General features: G+C 63.2%; 19 protein-coding genes. 13 read left to right on the top strand and 6 right to left on the bottom strand.

Annotated features, from left to right (window positions below; all coding sequences use genetic code 11):
* The first annotated feature begins 79 nt into the window (after positions 1–79).
* Positions 80–1,009, top strand: coding sequence for an aldose 1-epimerase (locus EN990_RS03070; protein ID WP_064995067.1), 930 nt, complete (start codon positions 80–82; stop codon positions 1,007–1,009).
* A gap of 18 nt (positions 1,010–1,027) precedes the next feature.
* Here the strand turns inward: EN990_RS03070 and pcaQ are convergent, their stop codons facing one another.
* Positions 1,028–1,945 (bottom strand): pca operon transcription factor PcaQ, encoded by a 918-nt coding sequence (gene pcaQ / locus EN990_RS03065; RefSeq protein ID WP_127384966.1) that lies wholly within the window; start codon positions 1,943–1,945, stop codon positions 1,028–1,030.
* 93 nt (positions 1,946–2,038) lie between these two features.
* Between pcaQ and pcaD the strand changes: the two genes are divergently transcribed.
* Genes pcaD through pobA form a run of 6 tightly spaced genes read left to right on the top strand, consistent with a single transcriptional unit; the run spans position 2,039 to position 6,851 of the window.
* Entirely contained in the window at positions 2,039–2,848 is an 810-nt protein-coding gene (pcaD, locus tag EN990_RS03060) for a 3-oxoadipate enol-lactonase (RefSeq protein ID WP_127369971.1), read from the top strand.
* Positions 2,841–3,248 (top strand): 4-carboxymuconolactone decarboxylase, encoded by a 408-nt coding sequence (pcaC, locus tag EN990_RS03055; RefSeq protein WP_127369970.1) that lies wholly within the window; start codon positions 2,841–2,843, stop codon positions 3,246–3,248. The genes pcaD and pcaC overlap by 8 nt, the downstream gene beginning before the upstream one ends.
* On the top strand, positions 3,238–3,993 hold the full coding sequence (gene pcaH, locus EN990_RS03050) for a protocatechuate 3,4-dioxygenase subunit beta (RefSeq protein ID WP_013532962.1): 756 nt from the start codon (positions 3,238–3,240) through the stop codon (positions 3,991–3,993). The genes pcaC and pcaH overlap by 11 nt, the downstream gene beginning before the upstream one ends.
* On the top strand, positions 3,993–4,607 hold the full coding sequence (pcaG, locus tag EN990_RS03045; protein ID WP_013532961.1) for a protocatechuate 3,4-dioxygenase subunit alpha: 615 nt from the start codon (positions 3,993–3,995) through the stop codon (positions 4,605–4,607). Before pcaH ends, pcaG begins: the two co-directional genes overlap by 1 nt.
* 19 nt (positions 4,608–4,626) lie before the next feature.
* Positions 4,627–5,679 carry a 3-carboxy-cis,cis-muconate cycloisomerase gene (locus EN990_RS03040; RefSeq protein WP_127384967.1) on the top strand — a complete coding sequence of 351 codons (1,053 nt, stop codon included), beginning with the start codon at positions 4,627–4,629 and terminating at the stop codon, positions 5,677–5,679.
* Entirely contained in the window at positions 5,679–6,851 is a 1,173-nt protein-coding gene (gene pobA, locus EN990_RS03035; protein WP_127369461.1) for a 4-hydroxybenzoate 3-monooxygenase, read from the top strand. The genes EN990_RS03040 and pobA overlap by 1 nt, the downstream gene beginning before the upstream one ends.
* Positions 6,852–6,861: 10 nt before the next feature.
* Here the strand turns inward: pobA and EN990_RS03030 are convergent, their stop codons facing one another.
* A complete protein-coding gene (locus EN990_RS03030; RefSeq protein ID WP_127369460.1) occupies positions 6,862–7,332 on the bottom strand; it encodes an NUDIX domain-containing protein in 471 nt (156 codons plus the stop codon).
* Positions 7,333–7,505: 173 nt separating this feature from the next.
* Here EN990_RS03030 and EN990_RS03025 point away from each other — a divergent pair, with 173 nt between their 5' ends.
* Positions 7,506–8,039: a sterol desaturase family protein gene (locus tag EN990_RS03025; protein ID WP_027163878.1), complete on the top strand. Its 534-nt coding sequence runs from the start codon at positions 7,506–7,508 to the stop codon at positions 8,037–8,039.
* A 19-nt stretch (positions 8,040–8,058) separates the two neighbouring features.
* Here EN990_RS03025 and rsgA read toward each other — a convergent pair whose 3' ends face one another.
* Complete coding sequence (rsgA, locus tag EN990_RS03020; RefSeq protein ID WP_127369459.1) at positions 8,059–9,099, bottom strand: ribosome small subunit-dependent GTPase A; 1,041 nt, start codon at positions 9,097–9,099, stop codon at positions 8,059–8,061.
* Positions 9,100–9,426: 327 nt separating this feature from the next.
* On the opposite strand from rsgA, the gene EN990_RS03015 reads away from it, so the two are divergent.
* Positions 9,427–10,461, top strand: a complete 1,035-nt coding sequence (locus tag EN990_RS03015; protein WP_063173610.1) for a LacI family DNA-binding transcriptional regulator — start codon at positions 9,427–9,429, stop codon at positions 10,459–10,461.
* On the opposite strand, the gene EN990_RS03010 is transcribed toward EN990_RS03015, so the two are convergent.
* The 3 genes from EN990_RS03010 to EN990_RS03000 all read right to left on the bottom strand — a co-directional run bounded on the left by EN990_RS03010 (position 10,458) and on the right by EN990_RS03000 (position 13,599).
* On the bottom strand, positions 10,458–11,411 hold the full coding sequence (locus tag EN990_RS03010) for an alpha/beta hydrolase (protein ID WP_127370402.1): 954 nt from the start codon (positions 11,409–11,411) through the stop codon (positions 10,458–10,460). The two genes, EN990_RS03015 and EN990_RS03010, sit on opposite strands and share 4 nt — an antisense overlap.
* A 10-nt stretch (positions 11,412–11,421) precedes the next feature.
* Entirely contained in the window at positions 11,422–12,570 is a 1,149-nt protein-coding gene (locus EN990_RS03005) for a Gfo/Idh/MocA family oxidoreductase (protein ID WP_013532953.1), read from the bottom strand.
* Positions 12,571–12,837: 267 nt separating this feature from the next.
* Positions 12,838–13,599, bottom strand: coding sequence for a DeoR/GlpR family DNA-binding transcription regulator (locus tag EN990_RS03000; RefSeq protein WP_013532952.1), 762 nt, complete (start codon positions 13,597–13,599; stop codon positions 12,838–12,840).
* A 162-nt stretch (positions 13,600–13,761) separates the two neighbouring features.
* Between EN990_RS03000 and EN990_RS02995 the strand changes: the two genes are divergently transcribed.
* The 4 genes from EN990_RS02995 (at position 13,762) to EN990_RS02980 (ending at position 18,109) form a co-directional block, all read left to right on the top strand.
* A complete protein-coding gene (locus EN990_RS02995; protein ID WP_023756676.1) occupies positions 13,762–14,562 on the top strand; it encodes a class I fructose-bisphosphate aldolase in 801 nt (266 codons plus the stop codon).
* 3 nt (positions 14,563–14,565) lie between these two features.
* A complete protein-coding gene (locus EN990_RS02990; protein WP_027163873.1) occupies positions 14,566–15,516 on the top strand; it encodes a PfkB family carbohydrate kinase in 951 nt (316 codons plus the stop codon).
* An 89-nt stretch (positions 15,517–15,605) separates the two neighbouring features.
* Positions 15,606–16,751 (top strand): ABC transporter ATP-binding protein, encoded by a 1,146-nt coding sequence (locus EN990_RS02985; protein WP_063167588.1) that lies wholly within the window; start codon positions 15,606–15,608, stop codon positions 16,749–16,751.
* A gap of 110 nt (positions 16,752–16,861) precedes the next feature.
* Complete coding sequence (locus EN990_RS02980) at positions 16,862–18,109, top strand: sugar ABC transporter substrate-binding protein (RefSeq protein ID WP_127369154.1); 1,248 nt, start codon at positions 16,862–16,864, stop codon at positions 18,107–18,109.
* Positions 18,110–18,234 lie beyond the last annotated feature (125 nt).

Here is an 18,234-nt window from a genome sequence, read left to right as displayed (position 1 = left end):
AGATTTGTTATTCTTCATACTATTCATATGATATGTCTTATCGGCATTGCGATTGGAGTCAAGGGATGGGGGAGTGCCGATGACAAAGAATTCCGCTGCCGTTGCCGAGCAGCACCAAGGGCTGATCTCGATCAGCGACGGCATTGCGACCGTGGAGATCGCGCCGGCCGCCGGCGGCGCGCTGGCGTCGTATCGCTGGCGGCAAAACGGATCCGTCGTGGATTGGCTGCGCCCTGCGGATCAGGCGGCGATCGACGGCCGCGATGCCGGCGCCATGGCCTGCTTCCCGCTGGTTCCCTATTCCAATCGCATAAGGCACGGCCGCTTCGCATTCGCAGGCCGCACCGTCGAACTGCCGACCAGCCCGGACGATCCACATCATGAGCATGGCCATGGCTGGCGTCGGCCATGGACCGTCGTGCGGCACGAAGCCAGCGCCACCGTCCTATCCTATCGCCATGCCGCCGATTCCTGGCCGTGGAGCTATGAGGCAAGGCAAGAGATCTCGCTGGTCGATGGCAGCCTGATCACCGCCATCTCGCTGCGCAACCTGTCGGACGCGCCGATGCCGGCCGGGCTCGGCCTGCATCCCTATTTCCCATCGACACCGTGGACGCATGTCCAGGCGCGGGTGTCCGGCATGTGGGAGACCGACGCGGAAATCCTGCCCACCCGGCACGTCCTGCCGCCTGCAGGCTCCAACCCGACCACGGGCTTCGACGTGTCGGAGACGGACTTCGACACGGTCTTCACCGGATGGTCGCGCCGCGCCCGGATCTCCTGGCCGGAGCATGGACGGCAACTGGACATCGAGGCCGAGGCGCCACTCGATTTCCTTGTCCTCTACACGCCGCCCGGCGAGCCGTTCTTTTGCGCCGAACCGGTCAGCAACATCACCGATGCCTTCAACCGCAGGGCTGACACGGGCATCGAGGCCGGCTGTATCGTACTGGCGCCCGGGCACATGCGGTCCGCAAGCGTTCGCTTCACGCCTTCGCGGGAGATCTGATCGCCAGTCTGAGCCGCATCAACTGCTTTGCCTCGCCGCTTCGCGGATGGTCTGCAACAGGATGGAGAAGGCCGGCGAGGGCGCCGTGTCGGTCCGCATCGTCAGGCCGACCGGTCCCTTGGTTTCCTCGGTGTTGACCGGCAGGGCGACGAAGGCGCCACTGCCGAGTTCATTGGCGACGACGCCGGCCGAAATGATCCAAACCGCATCGCTCTGCCGCAGGAAGGCGCGGCCGAAGGAGTCCGAGACGGTTTCGATCTCGGTTGCCGGCGCCGTCATGCCGCTGGTGATGAACAGGCGGTCGACGAAAGGGCGGATGACCGATTCCCGTGTCGGCATCAGCGCCGGGAACTCGTCGAGCCGCGCGAACACGTCCTGTCCGGGCTCAAGCAGCGGATGTCGCGCCCGCACCACGAACAGCACCTGTTCGGAGTAGAGATGCTCGAAGAAGAAGCCGGTCATGTTCTCCGGCGCCGCCAACCGTCCGACGACGAGATCGAGCGCGCCGGTGCGCAACTGTTCGAGCAGCACCGCGTTCTCGCCGGTGACGATCTTGATCGCCGCACCGGTGCTCTCTTTGAGGAACAGGCTCATGGCAAGCGGCATCACCCGCGCCGACACCGTCGGCAGCGCGCCGATGCGGATCGGGTGCCGGTTGACCGCTCCGTCCTGGCGGACGGAATCGACGCCTTGCTTGAGCGCCGTGATCGCCGTGGCGGCGTGGCGAAGGAAGATCTCGCCGATGCGCGTCAGTCGGATGCCGCGGCCGTCGCGCTCCACCACCGCAACCCCCAGCGCCTCTTCCAGTTCGCGCAATGTCTTGGTCACGGCCGGCGGGCTGACATGCAGCAAGTCAGCCGCTCGCGCCACGCTCCCCTGCCGCGCAACTTCCAGGAATGCCTGCAGGTGACGGAACCGAATGCGGCTCTCGGACATGGATTCGATAACCCCTGAGTTAATGAAACGCCGCAAAATATCATTTTACCGAACCAAACGCCTTGTGCAATGTGGGGGCGGAGGATCGAAACCGTGCCATTCGTCACCATCGGCGGCATCACGCTGCACCATCGCCACATCAAGGCGACCGGCAATGCGCGCCCAATCATATTCATCAATTCGCTCGGCACCGACTTCCGGATCTGGGACGAAATTGTCTCGACGTTCGATGGTGAAATGCCGCTGCTGGTGTATGACAAGCGCGGCCACGGACTGTCCGACATCGGCGACATCAGGTCGATCGACGATCACGTCGATGACCTCTCGGCGCTCATCGATCATTTCGGCTTGAGCAAGGTCGTGCTGTGCGGCCTGTCGGTCGGCGGCATGATCGCGCAGGGGCTCTATGCCAGGCGGCCTGAAATCGTCGAAGGCCTGATCCTTTGCGATACGGCACACAAGATCGGCACGACAGACAGCTGGAACACACGCATCGCGACTGTCGAAAGCAAGGGCATCCAGGCGATTGCCGATGGCGTGCTCAAAGTGTGGTTCACCCCCGCCTTCCACGCGGCGCGTCAGGCCGAGCTCGACGGTTACTGGAACATGATGACGAGGCAAGCGCTTGCAGGTTACATTGGGACTTGCGCGGCCGTTCGCGATGCCGATTTCACCGATGCTGCACGCCGCATCGCGGTGCCGACGCTCTGCGTCGCCGGCGACCAGGATGGCTCGACACCTCCCGATCTCGTCCGCTCGCTGGCCGCGCTGATCCCCGGCGCGCGCTTCGAAATCATCCGCGACGCTGGACACATTCCTTGCGTCGAACAGCCTGAAGCGCTCACCGCCCTGATCCGCAGTTTTATCTCGTCGCTTGCCCCTGGAGCAGAAACCCATGGATGAAGTCTCCGGCGATGCAGTCAGATATCGCACCGGCCTCGCGGTGCGGCGCTCGGTGCTTGGTGACCGCCATGTCGACCGCGCCGAGGTCGCCGCCACCGATTTCGACCAGCCTTTCCAGGAGTTGATCACCGAGGCCGCCTGGGGAACCGTGTGGGCGCGGCCGGGCTTGACCAGGCGTGAGCGTTCGATCGTCACGCTGGCGCTGCTGGCCGCACTCGGCCATGATGAGGAGGTTGCTATGCATGTGCGCGCCACCGTCAACACCGGTGCCTCGCGCGACGATATCTGCGAGGCGTTCCTGCATGTCGCCATCTATGCCGGCGTGCCGGCCGCCAACCGTGCCTTCAAAATTGCCAAGGACGTGTTTTCGGAAATGGACGGAAGCCAGAATGACCGCTGAGTCCGGCTCGAACCGGAGGCCCGAGACCGGCGCCTTCTTCCAGCGTGACCGGACCTGGCATCCGCCTGTTCTGACACCGAATTACAAGACCTCCGTGCTGCGCTCGCCGCAGAAGGCGCCGCTGCCGTTCGACAACACGCTGTCGGAGATTGCAGGTCCGGTCTTCGGTCACGCCATGCTCGGCAAACTCGACGCCGACCTGATCCACAATTTCGCCAGGCCCGGCGAGAGCGCGCTCGGCGAGCGCATCATCGTCCATGGCCGGGTGCTCGACGAACGCGGTGTTGGCGTACCCGGCGCGCTGCTCGAATTCTGGCAGGCCAATGCCGGCGGCCGCTACCGCCACAAGAAGGACGGCTATCTGGCGCCGCTCGACCCGAACTTTGGCGGCTGCGGGCGCGCCATAACAGGCGAGGATGGCGGCTACGCCTTTCGCACCGTCAAGCCCGGCCCCTATCCCTGGCCGAACGGGCCGAACGACTGGCGGCCCTCGCACATCCATTTCTCGGTCTTCGGCCACGGCTTTGCGCAGCGGCTGATCACGCAGATGTATTTCGAGGGTGATCCGCTGATCTGGCACTGCCCGATCGTGCGCGGCATCCCCGATAAGGCCGCCGTCGAAACGCTGATCGCCACGCTCGACATGCAGGCGACGATCCCCTTCGACGCGCGCGCCTACAAGTTCGACATCGTGCTGCGCGGGCGCCGCGCGTCGCTGTTCGAAAACAGGCTGGAGGGCAATTGATGGCCCAGTCGCTCGACCGGCTCAGGGAAAGCCCCTCGCAGACCGCCGGACCTTATGTCCATATCGGGCTGACGCCCAATTTCTGCGGCATCGGCGGCGTCTATGCGACCGACCTTGGTGCGACCATGGTCAACGACAAGACCAAGGGGGAGCGCATCGGCCTGCGCATCCGGGTGCTCGACGGTACCGGCACGCCGCTCAAGGATGCGCTGATCGAGATCTGGCAGGCAGATGCGGATGGGCTCTACAATTCGCCGGCTGAACTGCGCGGCGCGGCCGATCCGAACTTTTTCGGCTGGGGCCGTTGCCCGACCGACATGGACACCGGTCTGTGCACGTTCGAGACGATCAAGCCGGGCCGCGTGCCGTTCAGGGACGGAAGCCTGATGGCCCCGCACATCACCCTCTGGATTGTCGCGCGCGGCATCAATCTCGGCCTGCACACACGCCTGTATTTTTCCGATGAGGAAAAGGCCAATGCCGGGGATGCGATCCTGGCGCGCATCGAGCACCGCGTCCGCGTGCCGACGCTGATCGCCGAGCGCAACGGCGATATTTATGTTTTCGACATCCATCTCCAGGGGGAGAAGGAAACGGTCTTCTTCGACAGCTGATGGTCAGGAGGAGCAGGATATGACCGTATCGCCCTTCGACCATCCACTGCTCTCCGCTCTTCTCGGCGACGAGGAGGCGAACCGGCGTTTTTCCGTCGAGGCGGAAATCGAGGCGATGCTTGCCTTCGAGCGGGCGCTGGCGCAAGCGGAAGCTGAAAACGGGATTATCACCAAGGATGATGCCGCCGCGATCGTGGCCGCACTTGCCACATTCCGGCCCGACACCGCCTTGCTGCGGGCTGCCGTCGCCAAAGACGGCGTCATTGTGCCGGAACTGGTACGCCAGATCAGGGCGGCGGTCGGCGAACCGCATGGCGACAAAGTGCATCTCGGCGCAACCAGCCACGATGTCATCGATACCGGCCTGGTGTTTCGGCTGAAGTCCATCGTCGAGCATCTCGGCCTGCTCCTGACCGAGACCATTATACGGCTCGTCTCGCTCGAAGAGCGGTTTGGCGGCAGGGCGCTGAAGGGAATGACGCGCATGCAGCCAGCCATTCCGATCAAAGTGGCCGATCGCGTCAGGACGTGGCGGGCGCCACTGCAACGGCATCAGGAAAGATTGTCGGAACAGTCGAGGCGTCTGCTGGTGGTGCAGTTCGGCGGTGCCGCCGGCACGCTGGAAAAGCTAGGCGACAAAGGTCCGGCGGTGCGCGCAGCACTGGCCGCAAAGCTCGGCCTTGGCGACGCACCGCATTGGCAGAACCAGCGTGACGCACTCGCCGATTTCGCCGGCCTGATGTCGCTGCTATCAGGCAGCCTCGGCAAATTCGGCCAGGACATCGCGCTGATGGCGCAAGGTGGAACCGAGATCGAGCTTTCCGGCGGCGGCGGCTCTTCGGCCATGCCGCACAAGCAGAACCCGGTGAAGGCCGAAGCGCTGGTGGCGCTTGCCCGCTTCAACGCCACGCAGCTTGCGGGCATGCATCACGCGCTCGTGCATGAGCAGGAGCGCTCGGGCGCTGCCTGGACGCTGGAATGGCTATTGCTGCCGCAAATGGTCATCGCGACGGCCGCGTCGCTCCGCCTTGCCGCTGAGCTGACCGCACAGGTCGAAAGTCTCGGCCACTGATGCGCACGCAAATCGTCATCGTCGGGTCCGGACCGTCCGGCCTGCTGCTTGGGCAGCTTCTGGCCGGCATCGGCGTCGAGACGGTCATTCTGGAACGCGCGAGCCGCGAGCACGTGCTTGGCCGTGTGCGGGCAGGGGTGCTCGAACAGGGCACCGTCGAATTGCTGGAACAGGCTGGCGCGGCGGCAAGGCTGCATGCCGAAGGACTGCCGCATTCCGGCATCTCGCTCGCCTTCGACGGACGCCTGCACCGCATCGACCTCGAGGCACTAACCGGCGGCAGGCATGTCACCGTCTATGGCCAGACCGAGGTGACGCACGATTTGATGGACAAGCGCGATGCGGACGGACTGACCACGATCTACGAGGCGGCAAATGTCGCGTTGCACGATTTCGACGGCGCCGCACCTTTCGCGACCTATGACAAGGACGGGGTCACGCATCGCATCAATTGCGACTTCATTGCCGGCTGTGACGGCTATCACGGCGTCAGCCGCAAATCGGTGCCCGAGCGTGCGCTGAAAATCTTCGAGCGGCAGTATCCGTTCGGCTGGCTCGGCGTGCTGGCCGAAGTGCCGCCGGCCGATCACGAACTGGTCTACGCCAATCACGAGCGGGGTTTTGCCCTGTGCTCGATGCGCTCGACGCATCGCAGCCGCTATTATGTGCAGTGTCCGCAGGACGATCGCGTCGAAGCCTGGCCGGACGATCGCTTCTGGGACGAGTTGCGCCGCCGCTTGCCGGAGCAGACCGCGGCAAGCGTCGTTACCGGACCATCCTTTGAAAAGTCGATCGCGCCGCTGCGCTCTTTCGTCGCCGAGCCGATGCGTTTCGGCAGGCTGTTCCTGGTCGGGGACGCCGCCCACATCGTGCCGCCGACCGGCGCCAAGGGCCTCAACCTCGCCGCCAGCGACGTGCGCTATCTCTTCGCCGGTTTTCGCGACTTCTACATCGAGAAATCATCTGTTGGCATCGACGCCTATTCCGGCAAGGCGCTGGCACGGGTCTGGAAGGCGGTTCGCTTTTCCTGGTGGATGACGACGATGCTGCACCGTTTTCCCGACACCGGCGAGTTCGGCCAGCGCATCCAGGAGGCCGAGCTCGACTATCTCGTGCAGTCGCGTGCCGCATCGACCGCGCTCGCCGAGAACTATGTCGGCCTGCCCTATTGAGGGCTGCGGATCATCCGGCGCCTTGCTGCCTGGCAAAATCCAAAAGCATCGGGCGCTGCCCCTTGAGGATTTTCACCTCCGCCTCGGCCAAAGTGAACCAGCCCGCTCTGTCGACCTCCGGAAATTCCTTCAGGGATCCCGACCTTGGCGGCCATTCCATGGTGAACATGTTGCTTTTGATGGCAGCCACATCGATGTCGATGCGCGCCTCGACGGACCAGGCCGTGACAACCTTGCCACCGGGTTGTTTGTAGTCGCCAAGCCGCGCGAAGGTGCCGTCGACCTTGACGCCGAGCTCTTCCTCGGTCTCGCGTTGCGCTGCCGTCAACTCATCCTCGTCCTCGCCGACGAGACCCTTCGGTATCGACCAGGCGCCATCGTCCTTCTTCGCCCAGAACGGCCCGCCCGGGTGAACCAGCAACACCCTAAGATCGCCATCGCTGCGGCGATAGATCAGCAATCCCGCACTGCGTTTTGCCATTTTTGTACGTCCATTTGCGAAGCCGGCAGCCTGCCGATGGTCCTTGAATCGTTGATGCGAACCTTGCACTAGGGGATTGCGACGCTATGTCAGGCGCGTCTGCATTGCACCTCGGTCGCGAGTCCGGCAATCTGATACCATCGCTTATTTGGCGGCTCGAAGGCTAGGTGACGATGCAACTCGGTCTTATTGGCTACTATAGCGACTTCGTGGTGTATCCGCTGGTGATCGCCGTGCTGGCAGTGGCCGGGCTGCTCGAGGCTGGCGAAGAGAGTGCGCCAGGCTGGATCGGCACTGTCCTCGCCTGTCTCGGCCTCTGGACGCTGATCGAGTATGTGCTGCACAGGTTCGCTCTTCACCATATTCCTTACGTCAAGGACCTGCACGACCGTCACCATGTCGAGGAACGCAGTTCTGTGGGCACGCCAACCTGGCTCAGTCTCGGCGTGCATGCGCTGGTCGCGTTTGTGCCCGTTTGGGTGGTCTCAGATTTCGCCACGGCGAGCGCGGTGAGCTGCGGGTTGATGCTGGGATATCTGTGGTACATCAGCATCCACCACATGATCCATCACTGGCACCCGGCGCATCCGAGCTATCTCTACACGCTCAAGCGCCGTCATGCGGTGCATCACCACATCGACGAAACGGCCAATTTCGGTGTGACTTCGGCATTCTGGGATCGCGTTTTCGGCACGGCGCAGCTCTGAAGTCCTCAGTCCTCGCCGTTCAGCGCCTCTTTCCGCGACCGCCGGAAGTCTTGGCTCCGCGAGGCCCGCTCTGGACCGGCGTGTTGTTCTGGTTCTCGTCGGACAGTTTTCGCCAGCGGGCAAGGCGCTCCGGGTCGAGCGTCCCCGCCTTCAAGGCAGCCTGAACCGCGCAACCCGGCTCGTGCACATGCGTGCAGTCGCGGAACTTGCAGAGCGGTGCAAGCTCGGTGATTTCGGCAAACAGCGTGTCGATGCCGTAGCCGACATCGCTGACCTGCAGCGTCCGCATGCCCGGCGTGTCGATCACCCAGCCACCGCCGGCGATGGAATGCAGCGATCGCGACGTGGTGGTGTGGCGTCCCTTGGAATCGTGCTCGCGGATGCCCCCGGTCTGTTGCGGCGATTGCTGCGCCGATCCGGCCAGCGTGTTGACCAGCGTCGATTTGCCGACGCCGGAGGAGCCGATCAGCGCCACCGTCTGGCCGACACCGCACCAGGCAGCCAGGACGGTTGCCGCATCCGATGTGCGGGGGTTCAGCATTACCACCGGCAATCCACGCTGCAACGCCGCAGCTTGCTTCTGGTAGGTCTCGGCGTCTTCAGCGGTATCGGCCTTGGTCAGCAGGATCACCGGCGTCGTTCCGGCCTCGTTGGCCAGCGCCAGATAGCGCTCGAGCCGGGCGGGATTGAAGTCGGCATTGCACGAGGTGACGATGAACAGCGTGTCGACATTGGCCGCGGCAAGCTGCGGCACCCTGCCACCGCCCTGGGTGCGGCGTTCCAGCACCGTCTTGCGGGTCAGGCGGCGCTTCACAAGGTGTTCATGCCCATCGACCAGAACCCAGTCGCCGACGGCATAGTCACCGGTGTTCGCCTGCGCCGGCAGCGTCAGGTCGACCGGCCCTGCCTGGGACAGGCCGGTCAGGCGATCGCGGTGGACGGTGGCGATCCGCGTCGGGACAAGATTGGCTTCGCCGGGCTCGAGCTGGTCGCCGAAAAGTTCGGTCCAGCCCAGGCTGGCGAGCGATGGCGTGGAGTGATCCGTCACGGCTTTGACCACGGCGTCACGGACATTGGACGGTATCCCTGGCAGGGGGGGCGAACGGGGTGGGGTGATTTCCAAGCCGTGTATGGGCGGCATGGCGACATTTGGCAAGCAGGCCCGTAGCCGAGGGCTGAGCGGCAAGCTTCTGCAGCCTATCCTCGTCGAACTGACGCCATCAGGTTTAAAGCGTTAACAAATAATTTGACGCACGCAATCTTTTTGCATTCTAATGGGAACTGTGAAAATTGACTGAATAAGTTCCGTCGAGCATTGTCGCATCCGGTCAACGGCCGCATGACTGTGGGCGGGGCCGATCGTTGGCAGGGGATCAGGAACATATCGATGGCGGAGAAGACGCACCGCACGATGGACGACTTCGCCCAGGCATGCGGCGTGTCGCGCCCGACGCTGTCCAAATATTTCGACGATCCGGCGAGCGTGAAGCCGGCGACGCGGGCGCGCATCGAAGCCGCCCTGCGTTCCTCGGACTATCAGCCGAACCTTTTCGCCCGCAATCTCAACCGCAAGCGCACCCGCAACATCGGCATCGTCGTGCCGACGATCACCGATCCTTTCTACGCCGAGATGGTCAGCCGCATCGAATTTCGTTGCCGCGACGAAGGCTACTGGCCGATCGTCATCTCCTCGCATGGCTCGCCGAAGCTGGAAGCGGAGTCGGTCAGGACGCTGCTGTCGCTGAAGGTGGCTGGCGCGATCATCGCCCCGCTCGGCCTGGCCTCCGACCGCAGCGTCTTCGACAAGCTCGGGCAGGACATTCCGATCGTCTATTTCGACACCTATATCGAGGGCGATACGCCGTTCGTCGGCAACGACAACCGGCAGAGCGTGTCGACCATCGTCGACTATCTCTGTCGCTCGGGCGAACCGCCGGTCTATCTCGACATCCCACATGTCAACCACAACTCCGGCGAACGCCAGGAGAGCTACATCGTCGCGATGGAGACCGCCGGCTTCAAGCCGGCCGTCATCGAGGCCGCGCGCGATTACACCTGGGACTTCGAACGCATCGGCTACGAGCAGACGGAAAAAATGCTGGAGGCCGGGACCTTGCCTGGCCGCACCATCCTGTGCGCCAACGATCGTCTCGCCTTTGGCGTAATGGCGGCCGCGTACTCGCGCGGCCTGAAGGTCGGCCGCAGGCCCGATTGCGATCTGCGCGTTGCCGCCCACGACGACCATCCGCTGAGCCGCTACACCTGTCCGGCGCTGACCACCATGGCGCAGGATTTCACCGCCATGGCCGGCCGCAGCGTCGAGATCCTGCTGGCCCTGCTGGACGAGGCCGATCCGCCGAAGCAGGGCATGGCGCGCACCGTCAAGCTCGGTGCCACCCTGGTGATGCGTCAGTCGGCCTAACCGGTCGACGTCGATCCCTCGAAGTGGCGCCAGGCCGTCACCGCCTCGACCACCGCTTGCCGGGCGGCGGGAATATGGCGTCCCATCGAGACGAAGCCATGGATCTGGCCCGGCCATTGCCGCAGGATCACAGACACGCCCGCGGCCTGCAGGCACGCCGCATAGGCTGCCCCTTCGTCGGCCAGGATGTCACAGCCGGCAAGCCCCACGAATGCCGGCGCGACGCCGGCAAGATCAGGCGCCAGCAAGGGCGAGACGCGCCAGTCCATGATATCGTCGGGCGTTCGCACATAATGGTCGCGGAACCATGCCATGGTCGTCGCGGTAAGGCCGAAGCCGTCGCCGAAACGCCGGTAGCTGTCCGATGTCTGCCGCGCGTCGGTGTTGGGATAGATCAGGATCTGCGTCGCAAGTGGTGGAGCGAGCCCATCGCGTGCGAGCAGCGCCAGCACTGCGGCAAGATTGCCGCCGGCGCTGTCGCCGGCAACACCAATGCGCACCTTGTCGATGCCCAGATCGACGGCATTCTCGGCCATGAAGCGAAGTGTCGCCAGGCAATCCTCGAGCCCGGCGGGAAATTTGTGCTCCGGGGCCAGGCGATAGTCGGGGCAGACAATGACGGCGTTGCCGAGATTGGCCATCAGGCGGCAGATCTCGTCATGTGAATCGAGATTGCCGATGACCCAGCCGCCGCCATGCAGATAGAGCAGCGCCGGCGCCCCGCTCGGCAGTGCGTCGATGCCGCGATGGATGCGGACAGTGATGGGGCCGTTCGGCCCGTCGATCTGCTGTTCAAAGGTCGTCGCGACCGGCTCATGCTCACCTTGCAGCGTCGGGAACGAGGCGTTGTAGGCAGCTCGCGCCGCCGCCACGCTGCCGGTCTCGAATGGCTTGCCGCCGGCTGCACGAGCCATGTCGAGGACGCGCAGCGCATCCGGATCGAGCGTCATGATCATACCCTCAGGCCAGCAGATCGCTCGCCTCTTCCTCGGTCAGCAGGGCCGGCTGGACGACATCGCCCGCGATGGCGACCGAGCCCTGTGTTTCACCGGAGCGCAGGATAGCCTCCATGATCTCCAGTACATGCAGCGCCAGATTGCCGGAGGCGCGTGGCGTGTTGCCGGTCTGAAGCGAGCGCACCAGATCGGCGACGCCGAGCATGCGGTAATTGGCGCGATCGGGCGCCGCATAAGGCCAGTTGCGGGCGCCATAGAGTTCGCCTTCGCTGGCGAAATCCCTCCAGTCGGTGCCGCGTTTCGACAGCGACACGGTGCCGCCGAACGTGTCGGGGTCGGGCAGGCGCAGCGAGCCTTCCGTGCCGTGCAGTTCGATCGGATGGTTGGAGTGGCGAAAGACATCCCACGAGGCGCCGAAGGTGACGGTTGCGCCGGAGCGGAACTCCAGCAGCGACAGCACATTGGTCGGCGTGCCGACCTTGAATGTGGTGTTCTTGAATGGCCCTTCGGCAGTGATCAGCCGCTCCTCCTGGCCGCGCGTCGCCATCGCCATGACGCGTTCGACCGGGCCGAGCAGATTGACCAGCATGGTCAGATAGTAGGGGCCCATGTCGAACACCGGGCCACCGCCTGGCTGGTAGTAGAACTGCGGGTTGGGGTGCCAGTGCTCCATGCCGCGGCCCATCATGAAGGCGGTGCCGGTGACCGGGCGGCCGATGGCGCCGTCATCCATCAGCCGGCGGGCGCGGCGTCCGGCTGCACCAAGGAAGGTGTCGGGCGCCGAGCCGAGCAGCAGCCCGCGCGACCGCGCCTCGTCGACCAGGCGCCGTCCATCGGCCGCCGAGGTGGCGAGCGGCTTTTCGGTGAAGACGTGCTTGCCGGCCGAAAGGGCGGCAAACGAAATGTCGAAATGCGCCGCCGGAATGGTCAGGTTGAGGACGAGATCGATCTCGGGATCGGCCAGCAGTGCATCGACGCCGAGTGCCCGTATGCCATATTCCTTCGCCCGCAGCGCCGTCATGTCGGCCGAGATATCGGCGCAGGCGCGCAACTCGATGCCGCCGAAGAGAGCGGCATTGCGCAGATAGGTCATCGAGATATTGCCGCATCCGATGACGCCGATCCCGAGTTTCGTCGTTGATATCCCGTGCATTTTCGATCGTACCTCCCAACGCGGTCACCGTCTGCCGAATCCGCCCAGAAGTAACGGATCGCCTTCGCAAAGGGCTATACAACATTTTAAATATTGACGCGCGTAAAATTTTTATACAACATGCGAAAATGCTGGCGCGATATCGGGAGGCTGCCAGTCCTGGGAGGAGAAAATGACCGACATGAAAAAACGGCCGACCGCCGATGCGGATGCCGTGGGTCATGCGCGCATCGGATATTTCCGCCGCGGCCAGGGACCTCGACGGGGTCAGGCATAGATCACCTTGGCCCCTGTCCTATCAAGCTGGCTGCGTATTGGGCCGGACAGGCCATCGTCGGTGATCACGACATCGACGCTCGACAGCGAAAAGGCCTTGGAGGTTCCGCTGACGCCCCATTTGCTCGAATCCGCAAGGAGGACAACGCGCCGGGCCATGCGCACGAGGTTTCGCTTGGTTCGCGCCATGTCTTCGTTCACGTCGACCACATCCAGTGACGAGTCAATCGCATGCGCTCCAACAAAGACCTGATGCGCTACCAAGCCGCCGAGAGCCGTGTCGGCATCGGTGATCAGCGTGCTTACCGTGTCCGGGTAGACCCGGCCGCCGATCATGTGAACGTCGAGCCCGGGCCGATGCATCAGATGCTGCACGATATTCATCGCCGTGGCCGCGACCACGACATTGCTGAGCGGCGGTAACAGCATGGCAACCTGCATCAATGTCGAGCCGCCATCGAAGATGACTGATTGGTTGTCCTCGAACAGGTCTATCGCTGCCCGGGCGATGCGTTTCTTTGCATCGAGGTTTGTTTGCATCCGCCGGGCGAACGCGGCCGTGGTCGAATCCGTGGTCCGGGTCACCGCGCCTCCGCGGGTCTTGGTCAGCAGTCCCTTGCGATCCAGTATCTCGAGGTCGGAGCGCACCGTGACTTCCGACACGCCAAAATCATCTGACAGGTCCTTGATGCGAACCTGTCCGCTGCGTTGCACTTCACCCAGGATCGATTGGCGTCTCTGCTCTGACAACATTGGCCTGTCCTTGCCTCCATGCGCCAAGCGATCGCCCTGGCCTCGGTTCACTCTACCGAAAATAGGGGAATTCGAAAGCTTTCGAAAGATTGCATTTGTTATTTCTTTCGCAAACACTGGGTCCAGGATTTTGAAATCAATCAATTGGAGAGTTTTGGACTCATGAGCCTCGGAACCAAGGTGCGCCTGGCGCGCCTCTTCTCACATCCATCGGGGAATCTTTTTGGCGGCGCGGTCGACCACTTTGTCGGCTATGGCGACGTGCGCAAAGGAGGTCTTGCCGACCTGCCGGGTGCGCTTGCACGCGTCATGGTAGGCAAACCCGACTACGTCAGCATCCAGCCTGGCACCGCGCGCCATCTGTGGCCGCAATATGCGGGCAAGGCTTCCCTGGTGATCCAGGCCGGCTGCTTCACCCCAGACGATCGCATCAGTGAACTGATTGCAACGCCCGAGGATGCGGTGCGCGCCGGCGCCGATGCGTTGGCCGTGGCCATTCCGGTGCGTGGCGCGACCGAGGGAAAATACATACGCTGGCTGACCGATTCGGTGAACGCGGCGGCTCGTTACGGCATGCCGGTGGTGGCGCATATCTACCCTCGCGATTTCACCGACGGGGCAAAAATCGTCTTCACCCCCGACGAGATCGCCTATGCGGCACGCATCGGCTACGAGTCCGGCGTCGATGTGATCAAGATCGGTTACACGGGCGATTTCGAGTCGTTTCGAGAGACCGTTCGGACCTGCCCGGTGCCGGTTGTGATCGCCGGAGGTCCGAAGACCGACACGCTGCTCGGCGCCCTTCAGCAGACGGCGGACGCCATCCGTGCCGGCGCGCGCGGTGCCGTGGTGGGCCGCAATCTCTGGGGGCACGGCGATCCGGAAAAGGCAGCGATCGCCTTTCGGGGCGTCATCCATGACGGCCTTTCGGCGCAAGACGCCTTGGCGAAGGCGGGTGCCTGAACGATGCCCGCCGTCCCTTCAATCCTCGGCTTCGGAGCTATTGCGATCGACGACATCGTCTATGTCGATCAGCCGTTGTCGGCGGGCAAGGGGAAGGTTTTGCAAAGTGCCCGGGCTTTCGGGGGAAACGTCGCGACGGCACTTGCCGCCGTCGCGCGGCTCGGCGGAAGCGCCGGGTTCGTCGGATGGCTGGGCAGTGCCGCCGACGACGCCGTGTTGTGCGATCTCGTTGCGAGCGGCGTTGAAACCGCGTTCGCGCCGCGCCACCCGCACGCGCGCCCGGTGCGCTCGCGGATCACCGTCGGTTCGGATGGGGAGCGGTTCATCGCGTATGACGACGAAGCGATGCTGGGCACCGCGCCGGACTTTCCGGACGAGGTTCTCAGCCGCGCGACTGTCCTGATCGTCGACAGTTACGGGATCGAGTCGCTGGATGTCGTGGCTCGGGCTCGCGATCTCGGCCTTGCGATCCTCGGCGATGTCGAATGGAGCCACGGCCCGGCCACCGAGAGACTGATCGGGCTCTGCGACCATCTCATTCTTCCGCTCGGTTTCGCGCGGACCGCCACCGGCCGCCAGGCTCCGGCCGAGATACTCGACGCATTGTGGTTGCCGTCGCGGTCCGCCGTGGTTCTGACGGATGGCGGCAGAGGCGTCTTCTATCGCGGACGCGACGAGACAGGGCTCTGGCACCTGCCTCCGCACCGGGTTGCCGTCGTCGACTCGACCGGCGCCGGTGACTGCTTTCATGGCGCCTATGCCCTTGCCTTGACGCGCGGGGCCGACACCGCAGGCCGGGTCGCATTCGCGGCCGCGGCGGCGGCCCTTTCGATAACGGGGCGGGGCGGGCGCGAGGCGCTTCCGACCGACGACCAGGTCAAGGAACTCCTGGCATCGACGAACGCGCCGTCGGCAGTCGAACTGAAATATGCGCGGCTTGATACCGGAACATAGCCTGAACTATCCGAGGAAAAATTTCGCAGGTGAGCGTAAGCCGAGGACAATCATAAGAATCAATGGCTTAGACTTGTGGAGGGAGGAATATGGCAGAAGTCGTTCTTGAGAATATCTGCAAGACATACGGGAACAATTTTCACGCAATCGACCAATTGAACCTGTCGGTCAAGGACGGCGAGTTCTTGATTCTCGTCGGGCCGTCCGGCTGTGGCAAATCCACCGCGTTGCGGATGATCGCGGGATTGGAGGACGTCACCAGCGGCAGCCTCCGGATCGGCGGGGTCGACGTCGTCGACATGCCGCCCAAGGATCGCGACATCGCGATGGTCTTCCAGAGCTACGCCCTCTATCCGCATATGACTGTGTTCGAAAACATCGGCTTTTCGATGCGGCTGGCAGGCAAGCCGAAGGCCGAGCGCAAAAAGCGCGTGGACGAGATCGCCAAAACCCTTCAACTGACGTCTCTGCTGGACAGCAAACCCGCGAACCTTTCAGGCGGACAGCGTCAAAGGGTTGCCATGGGCCGCGCCATGGTGCGCGAGCCGGCAGCCTTTCTCATGGACGAACCCCTTTCCAATCTGGACGCGAAACTGCGTGTTCAAATGCGCGCCGAAATCACCAGTCTGCAAAAGCAGCTCGGCGTAACGACCATATATGTGACCCACGACCAAACCGAAGCCATGACGATGGGCGACAGGGTCGCGGTGTTGAAAGGCGGCGTGCTGCAGCAGGTCGACGCACCCAAGAGACTCTATGAATCGCCGGTGAACGCTTTCGTTGCCGGCTTCATCGGGTCTCCTTCGATGAATCTTTTCGAGGCAACCCTGACGGGCGACGAACTGATGTCCGGCGCCTTGGCCATCCGGCTGCAGGATGCAGCCTTCGTGCGCAGGCCGGGCTTGAGGTCGTATGCGGGGCGCAAGGTCGTGTTCGGGATACGACCGGAGGATCTCTATGACAGCAGTCTCGAATCGGGCCGCAAGTATCAGACGATTCCGGCAAAGGTGACCTCGATCGAAGAACTCGGATCCGAACAAATCGTCCATCTCAACATCGATGCGGTCCGGGTGGACTCCGGCGACCCTGACGCGGTGCAGGATTTCGGCCTGGCGTCGAATGCGGTGGCGAAATTCGAACCGGTCAGCACAGTCCGCTCCGGCTCGGAAATCAGCTTGGCCCTGGATGATGCCAAGCTCCATTTCTTCGACCCCGAGACGCATCTGGCAATCTGAATATCAGCGATGAGACCCGCGGGCGAGGGTGAGGCGCCTGCGTAAGAAGACTTCTGAATAATCAGACGATCGGCCGCATTGTGCGGGCGAATATAAAGAAGGAGGAGAAAATGACGTTTCGTATTAAATCCGCGATGCTGAAAATGGCCGCGGCCGCATGGTTGCTTGGCGCAACCGGCGCCATGGCGGATACGACGCTGGAATTCACCCAATGGTGGGAGCCCGAATTGCCGGCTGGCTCGCTCAGGTCAATTATGGACGAGTTCGAGGCGGCAAACCCCGGAATCAAGGTGACGCTGGTCAGCGGCCCCTACGCCACCACGCGAGACCAGATCTCGGTTGGTGCTGCAACCGGAACGCTCAGCGACGTCGTCGGTCTCGACGGCGCCTGGGTGAACAATCTGAATGCGCAGGGTGCACTCGCCGACATGAATCCGATGATGGATGCGAGCGGTTTCGACAAGAGCCAGGTCGCGGATATCATCAAGGTGGACGGCAAGGCCGTGATGTTTCCCGTGGCTTCGTTCGTCTATCCGGTCTTCGTGAATTTGGACCTCGCCGCCAAGGCGGGCGTGACCAAGCTGCCGTCGACCCGTGCGGAGTTTCTCGAAGCCGCCAAGAAGATGACGCACGCCGACCAGAACCAGTATGGCTGGGTGCTGCCCCTGTCGCTGCAAACGCCATCCGGCGTCCAGAACGACATGATGTCGTGGGTTTGGGCTTCGGGCCAGTCGATGATGGCGAGCGGCAAGCCGGACCTTGAGGGCAAACCGGTGGTGGATATGCTCACTTTCGTCAAATCACTCAATGACGCCGGCACCATCTCGCCCGGCATCGCCACCAAGACCGAGCAGGAAAAGGTCGAGGAGTTCGTCAACAACCGCGTCGGGATGATGATCGACTCGCTCGCGCATGTGAACCTCATCCGCAAGCGCAATCCCAAGCTGAACTTCGACCTCATCCCGGTCCCTGTCGTGGAAAACTATACCGGCAAGCGCGGCCTTCCCTATGCCTCCTGGGGCATCGGCATCTCTGCGGCTTCGAAACATCAGGAAGAGGCCTGGAAACTCGTCCAGTATCTGATGAGTGAAAAGGTCAACGCCAAGCTCGTGTCGCTTGCAAACGCGTTCCCGGGCAACGTCAACGCCAAGCCCGATTTCGTGACCTCGGACAAGGCTTTCGGCAAGGCTTTTGAAATCTTCAAGACCGGTCATCTCGCCAATGAGTTCACGGGCCTGCCGGTGGCTGAAGACCTGATGACCCAGTTCGACGTGCAAGCCCAGAAGATGCTCGCCGGCGAGCAGTCTCCGGAACAAGCAGCCGCCGCCGCTCAGAAGGGCTGGATGGCGAAATTCTGATCGGCCTGTTCCCGTTTGCTGTCTTCGACCGGGTGACCTGACTTCGGGCAGGCCACCCGGCAACAACGGATCGGCATTCTGAGTGGACTTGTTTTTGAAAGCTTACCTTCCCTTGAAGGCGTATC

The sequence above is a fragment of the Mesorhizobium sp. M7A.F.Ca.US.005.03.1.1 genome (assembly GCF_003997975.1).
GTDB classification, from domain to species: domain Bacteria; phylum Pseudomonadota; class Alphaproteobacteria; order Rhizobiales; family Rhizobiaceae; genus Mesorhizobium; species Mesorhizobium ciceri.
The sequence above is the reverse complement of the archived record's forward strand: the minus strand, read 5'-3'. Positions and strand labels throughout refer to the sequence as shown.